The organism is Pseudomonas sp. NFACC56-3 (assembly GCF_900100025.1).
GTDB classification, from domain to species: domain Bacteria; phylum Pseudomonadota; class Gammaproteobacteria; order Pseudomonadales; family Pseudomonadaceae; genus Aquipseudomonas; species Aquipseudomonas fluorescens_AA.
The window spans coordinates 182,329-197,958 of record NZ_FMTK01000009.1; the positions used below are offsets into that span (position 1 = coordinate 182,329).

General features: G+C 62.8%; 16 protein-coding genes. 5 read left to right on the forward strand and 11 right to left on the reverse strand.

What is annotated here, in order from left to right; all coding sequences use genetic code 11:
- Position 1: 1 nt before the first annotated feature.
- From BLO80_RS14970 to BLO80_RS14985, 4 genes are all read right to left on the reverse strand, one after another.
- On the reverse strand, positions 2 to 370 hold the full coding sequence (locus BLO80_RS14970; protein WP_092328704.1) for a glyoxalase superfamily protein: 369 nt from the start codon (positions 368 to 370) through the stop codon (positions 2 to 4).
- Positions 371 to 493: 123 nt separating this feature from the next.
- Positions 494 to 1,966, reverse strand: coding sequence for an N-acyl-D-amino-acid deacylase family protein (locus tag BLO80_RS14975; protein ID WP_092328706.1), 1,473 nt, complete (start codon positions 1,964 to 1,966; stop codon positions 494 to 496).
- Position 1,967: 1 nt separating this feature from the next.
- Positions 1,968 to 2,828 (reverse strand): MurR/RpiR family transcriptional regulator, encoded by an 861-nt coding sequence (locus BLO80_RS14980; protein WP_072411014.1) that lies wholly within the window; start codon positions 2,826 to 2,828, stop codon positions 1,968 to 1,970.
- A gap of 27 nt (positions 2,829 to 2,855) precedes the next feature.
- Positions 2,856 to 4,205, reverse strand: coding sequence for a GntT/GntP/DsdX family permease (locus BLO80_RS14985; protein WP_092328709.1), 1,350 nt, complete (start codon positions 4,203 to 4,205; stop codon positions 2,856 to 2,858).
- Between the two features lie 310 nt (positions 4,206 to 4,515).
- Between BLO80_RS14985 and BLO80_RS14990 the strand changes: the two genes are divergently transcribed.
- A complete protein-coding gene (locus BLO80_RS14990) occupies positions 4,516 to 5,961 on the forward strand; it encodes a SulP family inorganic anion transporter (RefSeq protein ID WP_092328711.1) in 1,446 nt (481 codons plus the stop codon).
- 148 nt (positions 5,962 to 6,109) lie between these two features.
- Here the strand turns inward: BLO80_RS14990 and BLO80_RS14995 are convergent, their stop codons facing one another.
- From BLO80_RS14995 to BLO80_RS15005, 3 genes are all read right to left on the reverse strand, one after another.
- Positions 6,110 to 7,003 (reverse strand): NAD-dependent epimerase/dehydratase family protein, encoded by an 894-nt coding sequence (locus BLO80_RS14995; RefSeq protein WP_092328714.1) that lies wholly within the window; start codon positions 7,001 to 7,003, stop codon positions 6,110 to 6,112.
- 102 nt (positions 7,004 to 7,105) lie between these two features.
- Positions 7,106 to 8,017, reverse strand: coding sequence for a LysR family transcriptional regulator (locus tag BLO80_RS15000; RefSeq protein WP_092328716.1), 912 nt, complete (start codon positions 8,015 to 8,017; stop codon positions 7,106 to 7,108).
- 88 nt (positions 8,018 to 8,105) lie between these two features.
- Positions 8,106 to 8,696, reverse strand: a complete 591-nt coding sequence (locus BLO80_RS15005) for an NADPH:quinone oxidoreductase MdaB (protein ID WP_092328719.1) — start codon at positions 8,694 to 8,696, stop codon at positions 8,106 to 8,108.
- A gap of 200 nt (positions 8,697 to 8,896) precedes the next feature.
- On the opposite strand from BLO80_RS15005, the gene BLO80_RS15010 reads away from it, so the two are divergent.
- The gene (locus BLO80_RS15010) at positions 8,897 to 9,211 is read left to right on the forward strand and encodes a putative quinol monooxygenase (protein ID WP_092328721.1); all 315 of its coding nucleotides are present in this window, start codon (positions 8,897 to 8,899) and stop codon (positions 9,209 to 9,211) included.
- Here BLO80_RS15010 and BLO80_RS15015 read toward each other — a convergent pair.
- Positions 9,201 to 9,965: a sulfite exporter TauE/SafE family protein gene (locus tag BLO80_RS15015; RefSeq protein WP_092328724.1), complete on the reverse strand. Its 765-nt coding sequence runs from the start codon at positions 9,963 to 9,965 to the stop codon at positions 9,201 to 9,203. The genes BLO80_RS15010 and BLO80_RS15015 overlap by 11 nt on opposite strands.
- A gap of 216 nt (positions 9,966 to 10,181) precedes the next feature.
- Between BLO80_RS15015 and BLO80_RS15020 the strand changes: the two genes are divergently transcribed.
- Entirely contained in the window at positions 10,182 to 11,063 is an 882-nt protein-coding gene (locus BLO80_RS15020) for a LysR substrate-binding domain-containing protein (protein WP_092328726.1), read from the forward strand.
- A gap of 97 nt (positions 11,064 to 11,160) precedes the next feature.
- The gene (locus BLO80_RS15025; RefSeq protein ID WP_060739285.1) at positions 11,161 to 11,505 is read left to right on the forward strand and encodes a cupin domain-containing protein; all 345 of its coding nucleotides are present in this window, start codon (positions 11,161 to 11,163) and stop codon (positions 11,503 to 11,505) included.
- Positions 11,506 to 11,617: 112 nt separating this feature from the next.
- Here the strand turns inward: BLO80_RS15025 and mmsB are convergent, their stop codons facing one another.
- The gene (gene mmsB, locus BLO80_RS15030) at positions 11,618 to 12,505 is read right to left on the reverse strand and encodes a 3-hydroxyisobutyrate dehydrogenase (RefSeq protein WP_092328728.1); all 888 of its coding nucleotides are present in this window, start codon (positions 12,503 to 12,505) and stop codon (positions 11,618 to 11,620) included.
- A 10-nt stretch (positions 12,506 to 12,515) separates the two neighbouring features.
- A complete protein-coding gene (locus BLO80_RS15035; RefSeq protein ID WP_092328731.1) occupies positions 12,516 to 14,042 on the reverse strand; it encodes a CoA-acylating methylmalonate-semialdehyde dehydrogenase in 1,527 nt (508 codons plus the stop codon).
- Positions 14,043 to 14,181: 139 nt separating this feature from the next.
- Between BLO80_RS15035 and BLO80_RS15040 the strand changes: the two genes are divergently transcribed.
- Entirely contained in the window at positions 14,182 to 15,129 is a 948-nt protein-coding gene (locus BLO80_RS15040; protein ID WP_053181727.1) for a LysR family transcriptional regulator, read from the forward strand.
- On the opposite strand, the gene BLO80_RS15045 is transcribed toward BLO80_RS15040, so the two are convergent.
- Positions 15,126 to 15,629: an outer membrane lipoprotein YfiB gene (locus BLO80_RS15045; RefSeq protein ID WP_092328733.1), complete on the reverse strand. Its 504-nt coding sequence runs from the start codon at positions 15,627 to 15,629 to the stop codon at positions 15,126 to 15,128. The two genes, BLO80_RS15040 and BLO80_RS15045, sit on opposite strands and share 4 nt — an antisense overlap.
- Position 15,630 lies beyond the last annotated feature (1 nt).

The window sequence follows — 15,630 nt, forward strand, 5'->3', positions numbered from 1 at the left end:
CTCAGACAGTGATCGCATTGGTAAACACCAACCGATTCCCAAACGGATCGACCACCGTCATGTCCTGGCTCCCCCAGGGCATGGCCTGGATCTGGGGGTGAGCGTAGCGATACGCCTTGTCCTGCAATTGCTGTTGGAACGCTTCCAGCTCATCGGTCTCGATCCGCAGGGCCGAGCCCGGCGTGCAATCGCCATGGTGCTCGCTCAGGTGCAACACGCAGTCGCCACGGGAAACTTGCAAGTACAACGGGAAGTGATCACCGAAGCGATGTTGCCAGTCGACGGTAAAGCCCAGGAAGTCGACATAGAACGCCAACGCCTTGGTTTCATCGAAGATCCGCAGGATCGGGGTGGTTTTACCGAAGCTCATGGGTTGCTCCCTGGCTGAAAAGACCCAGTTTAGTGGGTTGACCCCAATGCTTCGGCCTTGGGCCCGGCTTCTTTAGTGTCGCAGTGCCATTATTGTGACGCCAATTTACACAATATCAGCCGCCTACACGCCATTCGCTGGACCAAACCCCTGGCGCAGGTCGCCCTCCCGCGCCAGGAACCGCCCTTTCCGGCACCCGTTTGCCTGGCCTTCGCGGTAGCTCAAGACACCATTGACCCACACGCCATCAATCCCTTCGGCAGCCCGTTGAGGTTGGTTGAAATCGGCCACATCGCGAATGGTGTGTGGATTGAACAACACCAGGTCCGCCCAATGGCCTTCACGGATTTCACCACGGCCCTTCAAGCCGAAGCGCGCCGCCGACAGGCCGGTCATCTTGTGCACGGCGGTGTGCAACGCAAACAGCCCGACATCACGACTGAAATGGCCCAGCACCCGTGGGAATGCGCCCCACAAGCGCGGATGGGGAAACGGGTCTTCGGGCAATCCGTCGGAGCCGACCATGGACAGCGGATGGGCGAGGATCCGGCGGACGTCGCCTTCGTCCATGCCGTAGTACACCGCACCGGCCGGTTGCAGGCGCCGCGCCGCTTCCAACAGCGACACCGCCCATTCGCCGGCGATGTCGGTCAGGTCGCGCCCGCCCATTGACGGGTGCGGTGTCGACCAGGTGATGGTGATGCGATGGGCATCGGTCACTTGCTTGAGATCCAGGGTCGAGGAGCTGGCCGCGTAGGGATAGCAGTCGCAACCGACCGGATGGGTTTTCGCCGCGTTCTCCAAGGCCGCGAGCACCTGCGGGCTTCGCCCCCAATTACCGGCGCCCGCGCATTTGAGGTGGGAAATGATCACCGGGCTCTGCGCATGACGACCGATCTGGAACGCCTCGTCCATGGCCTCGAGAACCGGCTCGAATTCGCTGCGCAGGTGGGTGGTGTAGACCGCGCCGAATGCACTCAACTCTTCGGTCAGTTGCATGACTTCGTCGGTGGACGCCGAAAATGCGTTGGCATAGGCCAGGCCGGTGGACAAACCCAGTGCACCGGCCTCCAGGCTTTCGCGCAATTGCCGACGCATGGCTGCGATTTCTCCCACCGAGGCAGTGCGCAACAAATCATCCATGTGGTTGCTGCGCAACGCCGTGTGCCCGACCAACGCGGCCACGTTGACCGCCGGCTTCGCCGCCTCTACCGCCCCACGATAATCTTCGAAGCGCGGGTAGGCGAACGCCTGGGCCGTGCCGAGCAGGTTCATCGGGTCCGGTGGATCGCCCCGCAGGCTCACCGGCGAAGCGCTGATGCCGCAGTTGCCGACGATCACCGTGGTCACGCCCTGGCTGAGCTTGGGCAGCATCTGCGGTTGGCGAATCACCACCGTGTCGTCGTGGGTGTGCACATCGATGAACCCTGGCGCCAGCACGCGGCCGCCGGCGTCGATTTCTTCAAGCGCCCGGGCATCGTCCAGCTCGCCGATGCGTTCGATGCGCCCGGCGCGAATGCCGACGTCGGCGTGGTAACCGGGGCTATCGCTGCCGTCGATGACCAGCGCATTGCGGATAAGCGTGTCGTACAGCATGTCAGTCTCCCAGCGGCAAGTGATCGTCGCCGCCGCGGTAATCGTCCAGGGCGAGTTTGACTCGCCGCAGGCGCTCTTGATTGTCTTCGGGGTGGGCCAGCGCCAGCTCGGTGGCGAGCACGTCGATGGCCAGCAGCATGCCGTAGCGCGCCGCCGTGGGTTTGTAGATGAACGAGGTTTCGGCGCCTTGCAGGGGCAGCACGCAGTCGGCCAGTTGGGCCAGTGGCGAGTCGGCGCGGGTGACGGCCAGGATCGCCGCGCCGTAGCTGCGGGCCAATTCAACGGCACTCAACAGCTCCGGCGTGATACCGGTCAGTGAACAGGCGATGACCAGGTGCTGGTCACTCAGCGAGGTGGCGGTGATGCGCATCATCACCGGGTCGCGACAGGCGGCAATCGGGTAGCCGAAACGCACCAGCCGTACCTGCAACTCCTCGCCGCACAGCGCCGACCAGCCACCGAGGCCGAACGCATGGATCATTCGCGCCTTGCCGATCATCCGCACGGCATCGCCGAACCGCGACTCTTCGAATGCCGACAGATGCTGGCGCAGAGTCGCTTCGATATCGCCAACGATCTGTCCATAAAACGCCGATTGCTCCGGCGCACCGGCCGGGTCGAGGAAACGGCTGCCGACACCGCTGGCCTGGGCCAGTTGCAGGCGCAAGTCCCGCAGGTCGCGGCAACCGACGGTACGGGCGAAGCGCGACAGGGTAGCGCTGCTGACTTCCGCCCGTTGGGCCAGTTCATCGAGGCTGGCGGAGGCGGCGAAGCCGACGTCTTCGAGCATCAGCCGGGCGATTCTTCCTTCGCCGGCGCTGAAGGAATCCTGGCGGGAACGGATCTGGTAGAGGATGTCCATGGCGGCTCCTGTTGGGGTGCGTTGCGCTCAAAGCAAGCGTGAAAGCCCGAGGGTCAAGGCGAACGCGACCACGGAAATCAGCGTTTCGAGCACCGTCCAGGTCTTGAAGGTTTGCGTGACGGTCATATTGAAGTATTCCTTGATCAGCCAGAAGCCGCCGTCGTTGACGTGGGAAAAGATAACCGACCCGGCCCCGGTCGCCAGCACCAGCAGTTCGGGGTGGGGATAACCCAGGCCAATCGCCACGGGCGCGACGATGCCCGAGGCCGTGGTCATCGCCACCGTGGCCGATCCGGTGGCAACGCGCATCAGTGCGGCGAACAGCCAACCCATGACCAGCGGTGACAACTGGAACTCCTGGGCCAGGCCGACAATCTGTTGCGTGACCCCGGCGTCCACCAGGATCCGGTTCAAACCACCGCCGGCACCCACCAGCAAGGTGATGCTGGCGGTCGGAGCCAGGCATTCGTTGGTGAACTTGAGGATCGATTCACGGTTGAAGCCCTGGGCCAGGCCGAGGGTCCAGAAGCTGAGAACGGTCGCCAGCAGCAAGGCGATCACCGAGTTGCCGATGAACAGCAGGAACTGGTTGAAACCGCTGCCCGGCGTGGAGATCAGGTTGGCCCAGCCGCCGATCAACATCAGGATCACCGGCAGCAGAATGGTCCCCAGGGTCACGCCGAAACCCGGCAGCCTGGCGCGCGGCTCGCGGTCGAGGAATTGTCGCTCCAGCGGGTTCTCGGCCGGTAGCTGGATGCGCGGCACGATGAATTTGGCGTACAGCGGGCCGGCAATGATCGCGGTGGGAATGCCGATCAGGATCGCGTACAGCAACGTCTGGCCCACCGAGGCCTGGAATGCCTGCACCGCCAGCATCGCCGCCGGATGGGGCGGCACCAGGGCATGGACCACCGAAAGCCCGGCGACCATCGGCAGCCCCACCATCAGGATCGACACGCCCACGCGCCGGGCGATGGTGAAGGCGATGGGCACCAGCAGCACGAAGCCGACTTCGAAGAACAACGGCAAGCCCACCAGGAAGGCAATGCACACCATCGCCCAGTGGGCGTTGCGCTCGCCGAAGCGTTCGATCAGGGTCTGCGCCATCCGCTCCGCCCCACCGGACTCGGCCATCATCTTGCCGAGCATCGTGCCCAAGGCCACCACCAGCGCAATGTGCCCCAGCGTCTTGCCGACACCCGCCTCGTACGCCCCTACCACACCCGACGGCGGCATCCCGGCCAGCAACGCCAGGCCAATGGAGACCAGAGTAATCACGATGAACGGATTGAGCCGATAACGGGCGATCAGAACGATCAGCGCAATGATGGCGATGGCCGCGTAGACCAGTAGCCAATAACCGAAAGCAGGGGCCATGCGTTACTCCTCGAATGGGGGTCACGTCGATGTGTTGTGAAACTCATAAATCATTTCGACGAGAAATCTTCAAACCCACTGAAAGTAATTTTCGCCCACAGGCAAGAAATGTCGCTAATGGACATCGCGATGCAGCCGCTATGAAAATCCAGCGCCGGACTTTCATACAGAACCCTTCTCTTGTGGCGAGGGGATTTATCCCCTCACCACAGACGGCTGGCCGCCCCGCACTCAATTCCGTACCATCCGCAGCTGTTTTCGCACCACGCCCCGGCAGCCGACGCTCCCCCGGCGCCCAGTCAGGTAAATCATGAAACCAGCACGCCTTCGCGCCGATGCCCTCGCCGGCCTCACCACCTCTTTCGCCCTGCTCCCCGAGTGCATCGCCTTCGCCCTGGTGGCTCACCTCAACCCGCTGATGGGGCTGTACGGCGCGTTCATCCTCTGCACGCTGACCGCGTTGTTCGGCGGTCGCCCCGGGATGGTGTCAGGCGCGGCGGGGTCGATGGCGGTGGTGATCGTCGCGCTGGTGGTGCAGCACGGCGTGCAGTACCTGCTGGCGACCGTGCTGCTGGGCGGGCTGATCATGATGGCGTTCGGGTTGTTGCGCCTGGGCAAACTGGTGCGCATGGTGCCGCATCCGGTGATGCTCGGCTTCGTCAATGGCCTGGCGATCGTCATTGCCCTGGCCCAGCTGGAACACTTCAAGAATGGCGAGGCCTGGCTGAGCGGCCCGCCGCTGTACCTGATGGCCGGCCTGGTGGCGCTGACCATGGCCATCGTCTACCTGCTGCCGCGCCTGACCCGCAGCGTGCCGCCGGCGCTGGTGGCCATCCTCGGTGTTGGCCTGGCGGTCGACCTGCTCGGCCTGCCGACCCGAACGCTGGGTGACATGGCCCACATCGCCGGCGGCTTGCCGACCTTTGCCCTGCCGGACATTCCCTGGAACCTGGAGACCCTGCAAATCGTCGCACCCTATGCGGTCATCATGGCGATGGTCGGTTTGCTGGAAACCTTGTTGACCTTGAACCTGACCGATGAAATCACCGAGAGCCGCGGTTATCCCGACCGTGAGTGCGTGGCGTTGGGCGCGGCCAACATGGCCTCCGGCTTGCTCGGCGGCATGGGCGGTTGCGCCATGATTGGCCAGACCATGATCAACCTCAGCTCGGGCGGACGCGGGCGGTTGTCCGGCGTGGTGGCCGGGGTGATGGTGTTGCTGTTCGTGTTGTTCCTGTCGCCGCTGATCGAGCGCATCCCGCTGGCGGCCCTGGTGGGCGTGATGTTCGTGGTGTCCCAGCAGACATTCGCCTGGGCCTCGTTGCGGGTGGTCAACAAAGTGCCGGCCAACGATGTGCTGGTCATCATCGCGGTGACGGTGATCACGGTGTTCACCGACCTGGCCGTGGCCGTGCTCTGCGGGATTATCATCGCGGCGCTCAACTTCGCCTGGCAACAAGCCCGGGAGCTGTACGCCGACACCCACGAGGAAGCCGACGGCAGCAAGCTTTATCGCTTGCACGGCACGCTGTTCTTCGCCTCGTCGACGCCGTTCCTCAACCAGTTCGACCCGGCCAACGACCCGGCGCTGGTGACCCTCGATTGCCGTCACTTGCGCTTCGTCGACTACTCGGCCGTCGCCGCGCTCAAGACCCTGCGCGAGCGCTACAGCAAAGCTGGCAAGCACCTGCGGGTGTTTCACCTGTCCGAGCGTTGCAAGCAAATGCTCAAGCGCGCAGGCGTGCAGCACGACTGAAAAGTATCAGGTCCGCATGGGACCTTGTGGGAGCGGGCTTGCTCGCGAAAGCGGCATGTCAGGCAGTCTTTTTATCGACTGACACACCGCCTTCGCGAGCAAGCCCGCTCCCACAGGTCCTATGTTTTACGAATGGCTTTGAGGGTACTCACACCATCTCATCAAGAATCCACTCCACCACCGACGTCCGCTTCGGCGTCCAGCCCAGCAGCTCACGGGCGTTCGTGCCTCGCACACGGCTGTTGGAACCCAGGCCATAGTTGGCCATTTCGTAGCCCCATTCAGCCTCGGCTTCGGCCAGCGGCCAATCCTGCGGCTCGCCCAGCTTCAGCGCCCGGGCCATGGCAGTGGTTATGTCGATGAACGAGGCCTCGCCGCTTTCAACGAAATAGAACGTGCCGGGTACGTTACGGGTCAGGGCCAACGTGTACAGCTCGACCACGTCTTCGATGTGCACGTTGGACCAGATGTTCTGCCCCGGTCCCACATGCCGCACCACCCCGCTTTTACGCGCCTGCTTGAGCAGGCGTGGCAACTGCACACTGTCACGCTTGACCCCCAGGCTGTGGCCGTAGATCAAGGTGTTGCAGATCACCGCCGAATTCACGCCTTGCTGGGCGGCATTCAGGACAAGATTGTCGATGGCGACACGGGCCGCTTTGTCGATGGTGGGTTGCGGCAGCTTGCCTTCGTAGTAGATGTCCTCGCTGGAGCGACCGCCCGACGCATCGCCGACAATGCTCGAACCGCTGGTGTGCAGCAGCACTTTGTTCGAACCCTTGAGCCCTTCGATCAAGGCCTCTGCCGCACCGCGGTGATCGCTGCTGGCGGCATTGATCACCGCGTCGGCAGCACGTGCCTGTTCGGTGAGCAGCTTGCTGTCTTCGAGGGTGCCGATGACCGGCTTGATGCCCAGTGCAGTCAGCTCGCCCGCCTGTTCGGCGCTGCGCACCAGACCGGTGACTTGATGCCCGGCACGTACCAGGCCGGTGGCGATGGAACCGCCGATAAAACCGGCAGCGCCGGTGACGAATACGTTCATGGACGAACTCCTTGGCAAATCAGTGATGGGACGAGTATCGGGGACCGATCCTTGGCGAAACAGTCCACATTGCCCAAATCACTCTTGCCTGGAAGTCACGAATCAGCCCTTGAATTCCCGCGAGGCGTATTCAGCGAGCTTGCCCTGGATGAAGTCCAGGAAACACTGGATCCGCAACGCCAATTGCGAGTTGCGGTAGTACACCGCATTGATCGGCTGGCGGTATCCGCTGTTGGCGTCGGCCAGCAATACCTTCAGCCGACCGGCCTGGATGTCTTCGCGGGTCATGAAGTCTGACAGGCAGGCAATGCCCTGCCCTTGCAACGCCAGGTGGCGCACGGTTTCGCCACTGGAGGCGCTGATGGCGGGTTGGATCGGCCAGCGATCGCCGTGTACATGGCGCAGCGGCCACTGATTGAGCCCCTCGTTCTGGGCAAAGCCCAACAGCGCATGACCTGCCAGCTCGGCGACGCTCGAAGGCGTGCCGTGCTGCTTCAGATAAGTTGGACTGGCCAGGATGTGCAAGGGGCTGCACCCCAGGGACCGGGCATGCAGCGTCGAGTCAGTGAGGGTGCCGATACGAATGGCGATGTCGGTGCTTTGCTCCAGCAAATCGATGATCAGGTCGTTGCTGTTGAGTTCGAGCTGGATGTCCGGGTAGAGCCGGCGAAACTCTTCGATGTGCGGGACGATGGCGTGCAGCATGAACGGTGACGCCGCGTTGATCCGCAAGCGCCCCGCAGGTTTTTTCTGGCGGGACGACAAGCGCTCTTCCAGCTCGTCCATCTGGTCGAGGATGCCCTTGGCCTGCTCGAAGAAATACTTGCCCTCTTCGGTCAGGTCCATACGCCGGGTCGTGCGGTTGATCAACGTGGTATCGAGCTTGGCCTCCAGGCGCGACAAGGTGCGACTGACCGCCGACGGCGTCTGCCCGACCTGCTCGGCGGCGGCGGAGATGGATCCGCACTCGATCACGCAGACGAAAATCTGCAATTCGTCGGATCTGGCTTTCACGGGTGTCCTCTCATGGAATGCAACTCAATGTGGCAGGGCTTGCCACAGATGCATCATTGCCTTCAGGTAGGTCCCGATAGTAGCCGGATTACCGCGAAAGGCCGAACACCTCGATCAAATGCCGCTCATACCGCGCCACATCCTCTTCGATGTTCGGGCGCTTCATCACGTCCACGCACAGGAAGGTTGGCAGGCCGGTCATGCCGAGGAACTGATTGGCCTTGTGGAACGGGAAGTACACCGCGTCCACGCCCTTGGCTTCGAAGAAGTCGGTCGGGTCGTCGAAGGCTTGCTGCGGGGCGTTCCAGGTCAGGGACAACATGTACTGCTTGCCCTGGATCAGGCCGCCGCTGCCATATTTCTGCGAGGCATCGGAACGGGTCCGACCGTCGCTGGCATAGAGGCTGCCGTGGCCTTCGGTGAAGACTTCGTCGATGTATTTCTTCACGGTCCACGGTGCGCCCATCCACCAGCCTGGCATCTGGTAAATGATCACGTCGGCCCAGAGAAACTTGGCGACTTCCTCCTGGACGTCGTAGCCGCCGTCGATGAAGGTGGTTTTCACATCGAAACCGCCACGGTCCAACACGCTGAGCGCCGTGTCGTGGAGGGTGGCGTTATAGCGACCGTCGGAGTGGGCGAATTGTTTGCCGCCGTTGAGCAACAGGACTTTTTTCATGGGGAGCCTCATCGGGTTCCACGGCGTGGGCCGTTGGAGGGCCGCTGCATGGAAAGGTTGAAAATGATGGCGGCAGGGTACCGACGAGCTTCGCGCGGAATAAGCACCGCAACGGCAAAACTGATTTGACCTATACGCAAGAATGGAAGGCCGATTATTGCCGTAAGCTCCGACACCTCTTTTATTCAGGAGCCCCCTCGATGAGCGAACTGCACGGTTTCATCCTGCATGCCAAGACCCGCCCGGAAAAAGCCGAAGCCTTCGAAGCGCTGTTTCGCGCCTACGTCGAGCCAAGCCGTGCCGAGCCCGGTTGCATCGAATATCACATGCTGCGGGACCAGCAGGATCCAACGCTGTTCATCTTCTATGAAATCTGGGCATCCCAGGCGCACCTGGAGGTGCACTCGAACCTGCCGCACATGCGGCAATTCTTCGAGCGACGCATGGAGTATCTGGAGCGCGACTTCGACATCCGCCGCGTCGACATGCTCAGCCCGGCCTCGGCTAGCCGCTGATCAGCAGATGGCCGCCGAGCACGCCAAGGCCAATGAAAAATGCCCGTTTGAACCACACGGCGCTGATCCGCTGGCGCAACCATTGCCCCAGCCACATCCCCAGCAGCGCCGGTGCCAGCGCCAGTAACGAAGCGCTCAATTCGCCGCCGCCCAGTTCGCCGCGCCACAACAGGCCGGCGGCCAGGGCCAGTGTAGAAACGGTGAAAGACAGGCCCAGGGCCTGCACCAGTTCATCCTTGCTCAAGCCCAGCGCTTGCAGATAGGGCACCGCCGGAATGACGAACACACCGGTGGCGGACGTGATCAGGCCGGTCAGCAGCCCACAAAGCGGAGCGATCCACGATTCGGCATCGGGACCGACCCGCAGCGTTGGCAGCAACAGCCCGCTCAATGCATACAGCAACAACGCCCCGCCCAAGGCCCGCACGACCCAAGCCCCGCCCGTCATACCGAGCCACAGCGTACCGAGCCCGGTGCCCATGAAAATCGCCAGCAGCAGCGGCCACAGGCGCCGGATCAGGGCTTGCAGATGACCGCCGAACGCCAATTGCCAGAGATTGGTCAGGGTTGCCGGGATAATCAGCAACGCCGCAGCCTGCGCCGGTGCCATAGCCAGCCCGAGCAAGCCCATGGAGATGGTCGGCAGCCCCAGGCCGATCACACCCTTGATGGTGCCGGCCAGCAGGAAGGTGACAAGGACCAGCAGGGAAAGGGCCAGGCCGAGGTTTTGGTAGAAAGCGACGAGTGTGTTCATGGGGGTATCGTGCGCCCCGGCACCTGGCTTGAAAATCTGCCATATACTGAGGCTGCCTCTCTTGTGGCAAGAGGCTGTTCATTCGCTGATGCTGCCGACGCTATCGCGAGCAAGCTCGCTCCCACAGTTTGAAATGCAATCCCCCTGTGGGAGCGAGCTTGCTCGCGATGACGATGTACCAGACACCAGACAAACCCGGCACAGGATCACCAGCCCATGCACTTCGACCTCACCGACCTGCGCCTCTACCTGCACATCCTCGACACCGGCAACATCACCGCCGGTGCGGCCCGCAGCCATTTGTCCCTGGCCGCGGCCAGTGCGCGGGTCCGGGCCATGGAAGCTTCCCTGGGCATCGATCTGCTTGAGCGCGGACGGCGTGGCGTAACCCCAACGCCGGCTGGCAGGGCCCTGGCCGAGCACGCCCGGGCCCTGTTGCAACAGGCCGAACGCCTGCAACAGGACCTGACCGAATACGCCAAGGGCGTCAAAGGCCGGGTGCGACTGTTGTGCAACACCAGCGCCATGACCGAGTACCTGCCCGAACTGCTGGCCGGCTTTCTCAAGGCCCATCCCCACCTCGACATCGACCTGCAGGAATTACCCAGCTCACGGATCACCCATGCGCTGCGCCAGGGCGCGGCGGACCTGGGGATCGTTTCCGACGCGGTGGACACCCACGGCCTTCAGGCCTGGCCGTTTCGCGACGATCCACTGGTCTTGATCCTACCGACCGGGCACCCACTGGCTGACGGTCGAGCCGTGCGTTTCAGCGAGACCCTCAGCCACGACTATGTCGGCCTGAACGCCTCCAGTGCTCTGGCGATTCACCTGGAAGAACAGGCCCTGCACATCGGCTCGCGCATGCAAATCCGCATTCGCGCCGATGGTTTCGACGGCATGATTCGCATGGTGGCCCATGGTGCAGGCATTGCCATCGTGCCGAAGGCGGCCATCGACCGGCGCCCGCCCGAGCCTTCGTATCACTGCGTCCCGCTGCAAGAGGCCTGGACCCACCGGGCGCTGCTGCTGTGCGCCCGCAACTTCGACGGTTTGCCGGCCTACGCCAGCGCCCTGGCTCGACATCTGGCCGATTGATGCGCGCTTCTGGATAGCTCGATGTCGACCACAGGCATCTACCCGCCCAGGCCACGCGTTAGGGTGCCTGTTCTCTTCCGCCCCTTTCGGAGTTCACATGACCGCCCCCATCACCGTCCTGCGCGACACCCATCCGCTGCCCGTACTCGATGCCTGCAAATGGGAGAAACTCGAAGGCGACCCGCACACCGTCAACCTCAACGCCTACACCAGCGAAGACGGCAGCAAGATCATGGGCACCTGGATCTGCACACCCGGCAAATGGTATGTGGAATACGTGAAGTGGGAGTACTGCCATTTCCAGGAAGGCTACTGCATCATCACCCCAGAGGGCCTGGAGCCGATCCATCTGCGCGCCGGTGACATCTTCGTCATCGAGCCAGGCATGAAAGGCACGTGGGAAGTGGTCGAGACCGTGCGCAAATATTTCGTCTTCGCCTGAAACAAAAAAACCGAGAGACCACCCGACATGGTCTCTCGGAAAGCAACTTCTGGAATGCACAACCCTGTGGCGAGGGGATTTATCCCCGCTGGGCTTAGAAGCAGCCCTGAATCTATTGCGGCTTGCGATAGCTGTTAACAATCGCCGAAAAATCCTTGCCGCCCTCGCCTCGCTGGCTCATCGCCTGGTACAACTGCTGCGCCACCGCCCCCAGCACCACCGGCTGATGGACCTGCCGCGCGGCTTCGGTCGCCAGGCCAAGGTCCTTGAGCATCAGGTCGGCGCCAAAGCCACCCGTGTAGCCACGGGACGCCGGCGCCGTTTCGATCACGCCCGGCCACGGGTTGTAGGTGTCCGAACTCCAGCAACGACCCGTCGAGCTGTTGATGATCCCGGCCAGCACCTGGGTGTCGATCCCCAAGGCATCGCCCAGGGCCATGGCCTCGCTGACGCCCACCATGGAAATGCCCAGCAGCAGGTTGTTGCAGATCTTGGCGATCTGCCCGGTGCCGACTTCGCCACAGTGCACGATGTTGCGGCCCATTTGTGCCAACACCGGTTGCAAGGTGGCGAACAACTCAGCCGTGGCGCCGACCATGAAGGTCAACGTGCCCGCCGCCGCACCGCCGGTGCCACCCGAGACGGGCGCATCGGCCATCGCTACCCCCTGTTTCGCAGCGGCAGCCGCCACGTCGCGAGCGGTCTGTGGATCGATGGTGCTGCAATCCACCGCCGGCGTGCCAGCGGCGATACCGGCCAGCACGCCGTCCTCACCCAGCCAGACGCTACGCACATGGGCGGCGGCCGGCAGCATGGTGATCACCAGCCCGGCGCCCTGGGCCGCGTCGCGAGGCGAGGTGCTGATCGTACCGCCCAATGCCGCCAGTTCAGCCAGCACCGTCTGGTTCAGGTCGAACAGGTTCAGCGAATGGCCGGCCTTGAGCAGGTTGCGCGCCATGGGGGCGCCCATGTTGCCCAGGCCGATAAATGCGATGTTCATGTCCGGCTCCTTAACGCAGATTGATGGTGGTGTTCACACCGTCATTGACGCTGTCATCATCGAACCAGCGCGCGGTCACGGTCTTGGTCTGAGTGTAGAACTGCACCACTTGTTTGCCGTACGGGCCAAGGTCGCCGAGTTTCGAACCGCGGGAACCGGTGAAGCTGAAGAACGGTACCGGCACCGGGATCGGGATGTTGATGCCCACCTGGCCAACGTCGATTTCGCTCTGGAATTTGCGCGCCGCCGCACCGCTCTGGGTGAACAGGCCGGTGCCGTTACCGAATGGGTTGGCGTTGACCAGGGCAATCGCCTGATCCAGGGTGTCGACTTCCAGCACCACCAGCACTGGGCCGAAGATTTCCTCGGTGTAGATGCGCATCTCAGTGGTCACACCCGAAAACAGGGTCGGGCCGACAAAGTTGCCCTGCTCGAAGCCCGGCACGCTGATGCCACGGCCATCGAGTTCCAGCTTCGCGCCTTCCCTCACGCCGCTCTCGATCAACTCGAGAATCCGTGCCTTGGCCCGCTTGGAAATCACCGGGCCGACGTCGGTGCCCGGCTCACTGCCGGCGTTGACCTTGAGTTTCTGTGCCAGGGCCTTGAGCTCCGGTAACCATTGTTTGGCCGCGCCCACCAGCACCACCACGGAGGTGGCCATGCAACGCTGGCCCGCCGCGCCGAAACCGGCGCCGACCAAGGCATTGAGGGTCTGCTCACGATTGGCATCGGGCAACACCACCGCGTGGTTCTTGGCGCCCATCATCGATTGCACGCGCTTGCCATGGCGACCCGCCAAGTCATACACGTGGGTGCCGACCACCGTCGAACCGACGAAGGAAACCGCCTTGATGTCCTTGTGGGTGCAGAGCGCATCCACCACGTCCTTGCCGCCGTGTACCACGTTGAGCACACCCGCCGGGACGCCGGCCTCGATGGCCAGCTCCACCAGCAGCATGGTCGACAGCGGATCCTGTTCCGACGGCTTGAGCACAAAGGTGTTGCCGCAAGCGATGGCCATCGGGAACATCCACAGCGGAATCATCGCCGGGAAGTTGAACGGAGTAATGCCCGCGCACACCCCGATCGGTTGGCGCAGCGTGTAGGTGTCCACACCACCGGCGACGTTCTCGGCGAACTCCCCCATCTGCAGGGTGCCGATGGAACAGGCGTGCTCGACCACTTCCAGGCCGCGGAAAATATCGCCCTCGGCGTCAGCGATGGTCTTGCCCTGTTCGGCGCTGAGCACCGCGGCGATGCGCTTGGAATGCTCGCGGATCAGCGCCTGGAGCTTGAGCATGATGCGCATCCGCGCACCGATGGGCGTCAGTTTCCAGGTCTGGAACGCACGCTGGGCAGCGGCGATGGCGGCATCGACTTCCGACGCCGTAGCGAATGGAACCTTCGCCAGCACCTGCTGGGTAGCCGGGTTGACGATGTCGTGCCATTCGCTGGATTGGGATTCGACCCACTCGCCATCGATCAACAGTCTGACGGTTTGCAGGGTGGTGTCGCTGGGCGTAAGGGAAACGTTCATGCTGGCCTCCGGGATTGTTCTTATAGAGAGCGCTGGTTCAGCAAAGACCAAGGTGCATGGGCACGCATGGTGATGAGACGGTTTTTGGAGTATAGATGTGCAAACTTCTAATAAGAATGCACATAAAAGCCGGTCCATCATGCAAAAAAACATCACCTCCCTGGGGTCGCTGAATTGGGACGACCTCAAGTTTTTCCTCGAAGTGGCCCGCACCCGCAAGGCCAGCACAGCCGCCAAGCGCCTGGCTGTCGACTACACCACGGTGTCGCGACGCATCAGTTCGCTGGAAGCCTCGCTGGGCACGCTGCTGTTCGAGAAATCCCGGACCAACGGTTTTGTCCTGACGGCCGAAGGCCAGCGCCTGCTGGGTTACGCCGAATCGATCGAAAGCACCCTGCACATGGCCTGCGAACAGGTCTCGGGCTCAGGCGTGGCGCTGTCCGGCCATGTCCGCATGGGCTGCACCGAAGGCTTCGGCAGCTTCTTCATCACCCCGCAACTGAGCCATTTCGTCGACGCCTACCCGGCCATTTCGGTGGACATCCTGCCGCTGCCGCACTTCATCAGCCTCTCCAAGCGCGAAGCCGACATCGTCATCGCCCTCGAACGCCCCGAACATGGCCCCTATGTGTGCTGCAAATTGTGCGACTACCGGCTGCAGCTCTATGCCACCCAGCCCTACCTGGACAATCACCCACCGATCCAGCGCCCGGCCGACCTGAGCAAGCATTCGTTCATCAGCTACGTGGACGACCTGGCGTTCAGTTCCGAATTGCTCTACCTGGCCAACGTCCTGCCCGGCGCCAACGCCCACCTGCGCAGCACCAGCGTGATCGCGCAATTCGTGGCCGCGCAGCAAGGGCGCTCACTGGCGATCCTGCCCTGCTTCCTCGCCGCCCAGGACCCAAGGCTATTGCCGGTGCTGCCGGAGGAAATCACTGTCACCCGGCAGTTCTGGATGTACTGCCGGGAAGACCTGCGCAAGCTCAAGCGGATCACCCTGTTGTGGGACTACATCCGCGAAGTGACTGAACAGAATCAGCCACTGCTGATGGGCGATAGCCGGGAGATGGTGTTCGCCGACTAGTCGGCGATGACCACGATGGCGACGCGGCGGTTTTCGGTGCGGCCGCTGGCCGTGTCGTTGGAGGCGACCGGTTTGCTACTGCCCAGGCCGCGCAGCTGGACGTTCTCTTCGCGCATGCCAACGCTTGTCAGCACCTTGCCCACACTGGCGGCCCGGCGCATCGACAGTTGTTCGTTGTAGGCCTGGGAACCCGATGCGTCGGTATGACCATCGATGCGTACCCGCTCGATGCCCGCCTCCAGCAACGCCTTGCCGATGCGCTCGACAATTTCGGTACTGGCCGGGTTGAGGTTTTCCACATCGCTGCCGAACAACACCTTGCCCGACAAACCGAAGGCCCAGCCATCCTCGGTCAATTCGAAGCCTTGTTGCTTGAGTACGGCAATTTGCGCCGGGGTCAGGCCTTTCGGCGGAGCCGTCTGGCAACCGCTCAGCGCCAGGATGGCAAGCAAGAAAAGCGCCGCGAACCAGCGCAGGGAAAATTGAGGGTATGAACGCACG

What these genes read in the sequence shown, in the direction of transcription:
- BLO80_RS14970 (WP_092328704.1), bottom strand. Translation starts at nt 370, where the DNA reads ATGAGCTTCGGTAAAACCACCCCGATCCTGCGGATCTTCGATGAAACC.
- BLO80_RS14975 (WP_092328706.1), bottom strand. Translation starts at nt 1,966, where the DNA reads ATGCTGTACGACACGCTTATCCGCAATGCGCTGGTCATCGACGGCAGC.
- BLO80_RS14980 (WP_072411014.1), bottom strand. Translation starts at nt 2,828, where the DNA reads ATGGACATCCTCTACCAGATCCGTTCCCGCCAGGATTCCTTCAGCGCC.
- BLO80_RS14985 (WP_092328709.1), bottom strand. Translation starts at nt 4,205, where the DNA reads ATGGCCCCTGCTTTCGGTTATTGGCTACTGGTCTACGCGGCCATCGCC.
- BLO80_RS14990 (WP_092328711.1), top strand. Translation starts at nt 4,516, where the DNA reads ATGAAACCAGCACGCCTTCGCGCCGATGCCCTCGCCGGCCTCACCACC.
- BLO80_RS14995 (WP_092328714.1), bottom strand. Translation starts at nt 7,003, where the DNA reads ATGAACGTATTCGTCACCGGCGCTGCCGGTTTTATCGGCGGTTCCATC.
- BLO80_RS15005 (WP_092328719.1), bottom strand. Translation starts at nt 8,696, where the DNA reads ATGAAAAAAGTCCTGTTGCTCAACGGCGGCAAACAATTCGCCCACTCC.
- BLO80_RS15010 (WP_092328721.1), top strand. Translation starts at nt 8,897, where the DNA reads ATGAGCGAACTGCACGGTTTCATCCTGCATGCCAAGACCCGCCCGGAA.
- BLO80_RS15015 (WP_092328724.1), bottom strand. Translation starts at nt 9,965, where the DNA reads ATGAACACACTCGTCGCTTTCTACCAAAACCTCGGCCTGGCCCTTTCC.
- BLO80_RS15020 (WP_092328726.1), top strand. Translation starts at nt 10,182, where the DNA reads ATGCACTTCGACCTCACCGACCTGCGCCTCTACCTGCACATCCTCGAC.
- BLO80_RS15025 (WP_060739285.1), top strand. Translation starts at nt 11,161, where the DNA reads ATGACCGCCCCCATCACCGTCCTGCGCGACACCCATCCGCTGCCCGTA.
- mmsB (WP_092328728.1), bottom strand. Translation starts at nt 12,505, where the DNA reads ATGAACATCGCATTTATCGGCCTGGGCAACATGGGCGCCCCCATGGCG.
- BLO80_RS15035 (WP_092328731.1), bottom strand. Translation starts at nt 14,042, where the DNA reads ATGAACGTTTCCCTTACGCCCAGCGACACCACCCTGCAAACCGTCAGA.
- BLO80_RS15040 (WP_053181727.1), top strand. Translation starts at nt 14,182, where the DNA reads ATGCAAAAAAACATCACCTCCCTGGGGTCGCTGAATTGGGACGACCTC.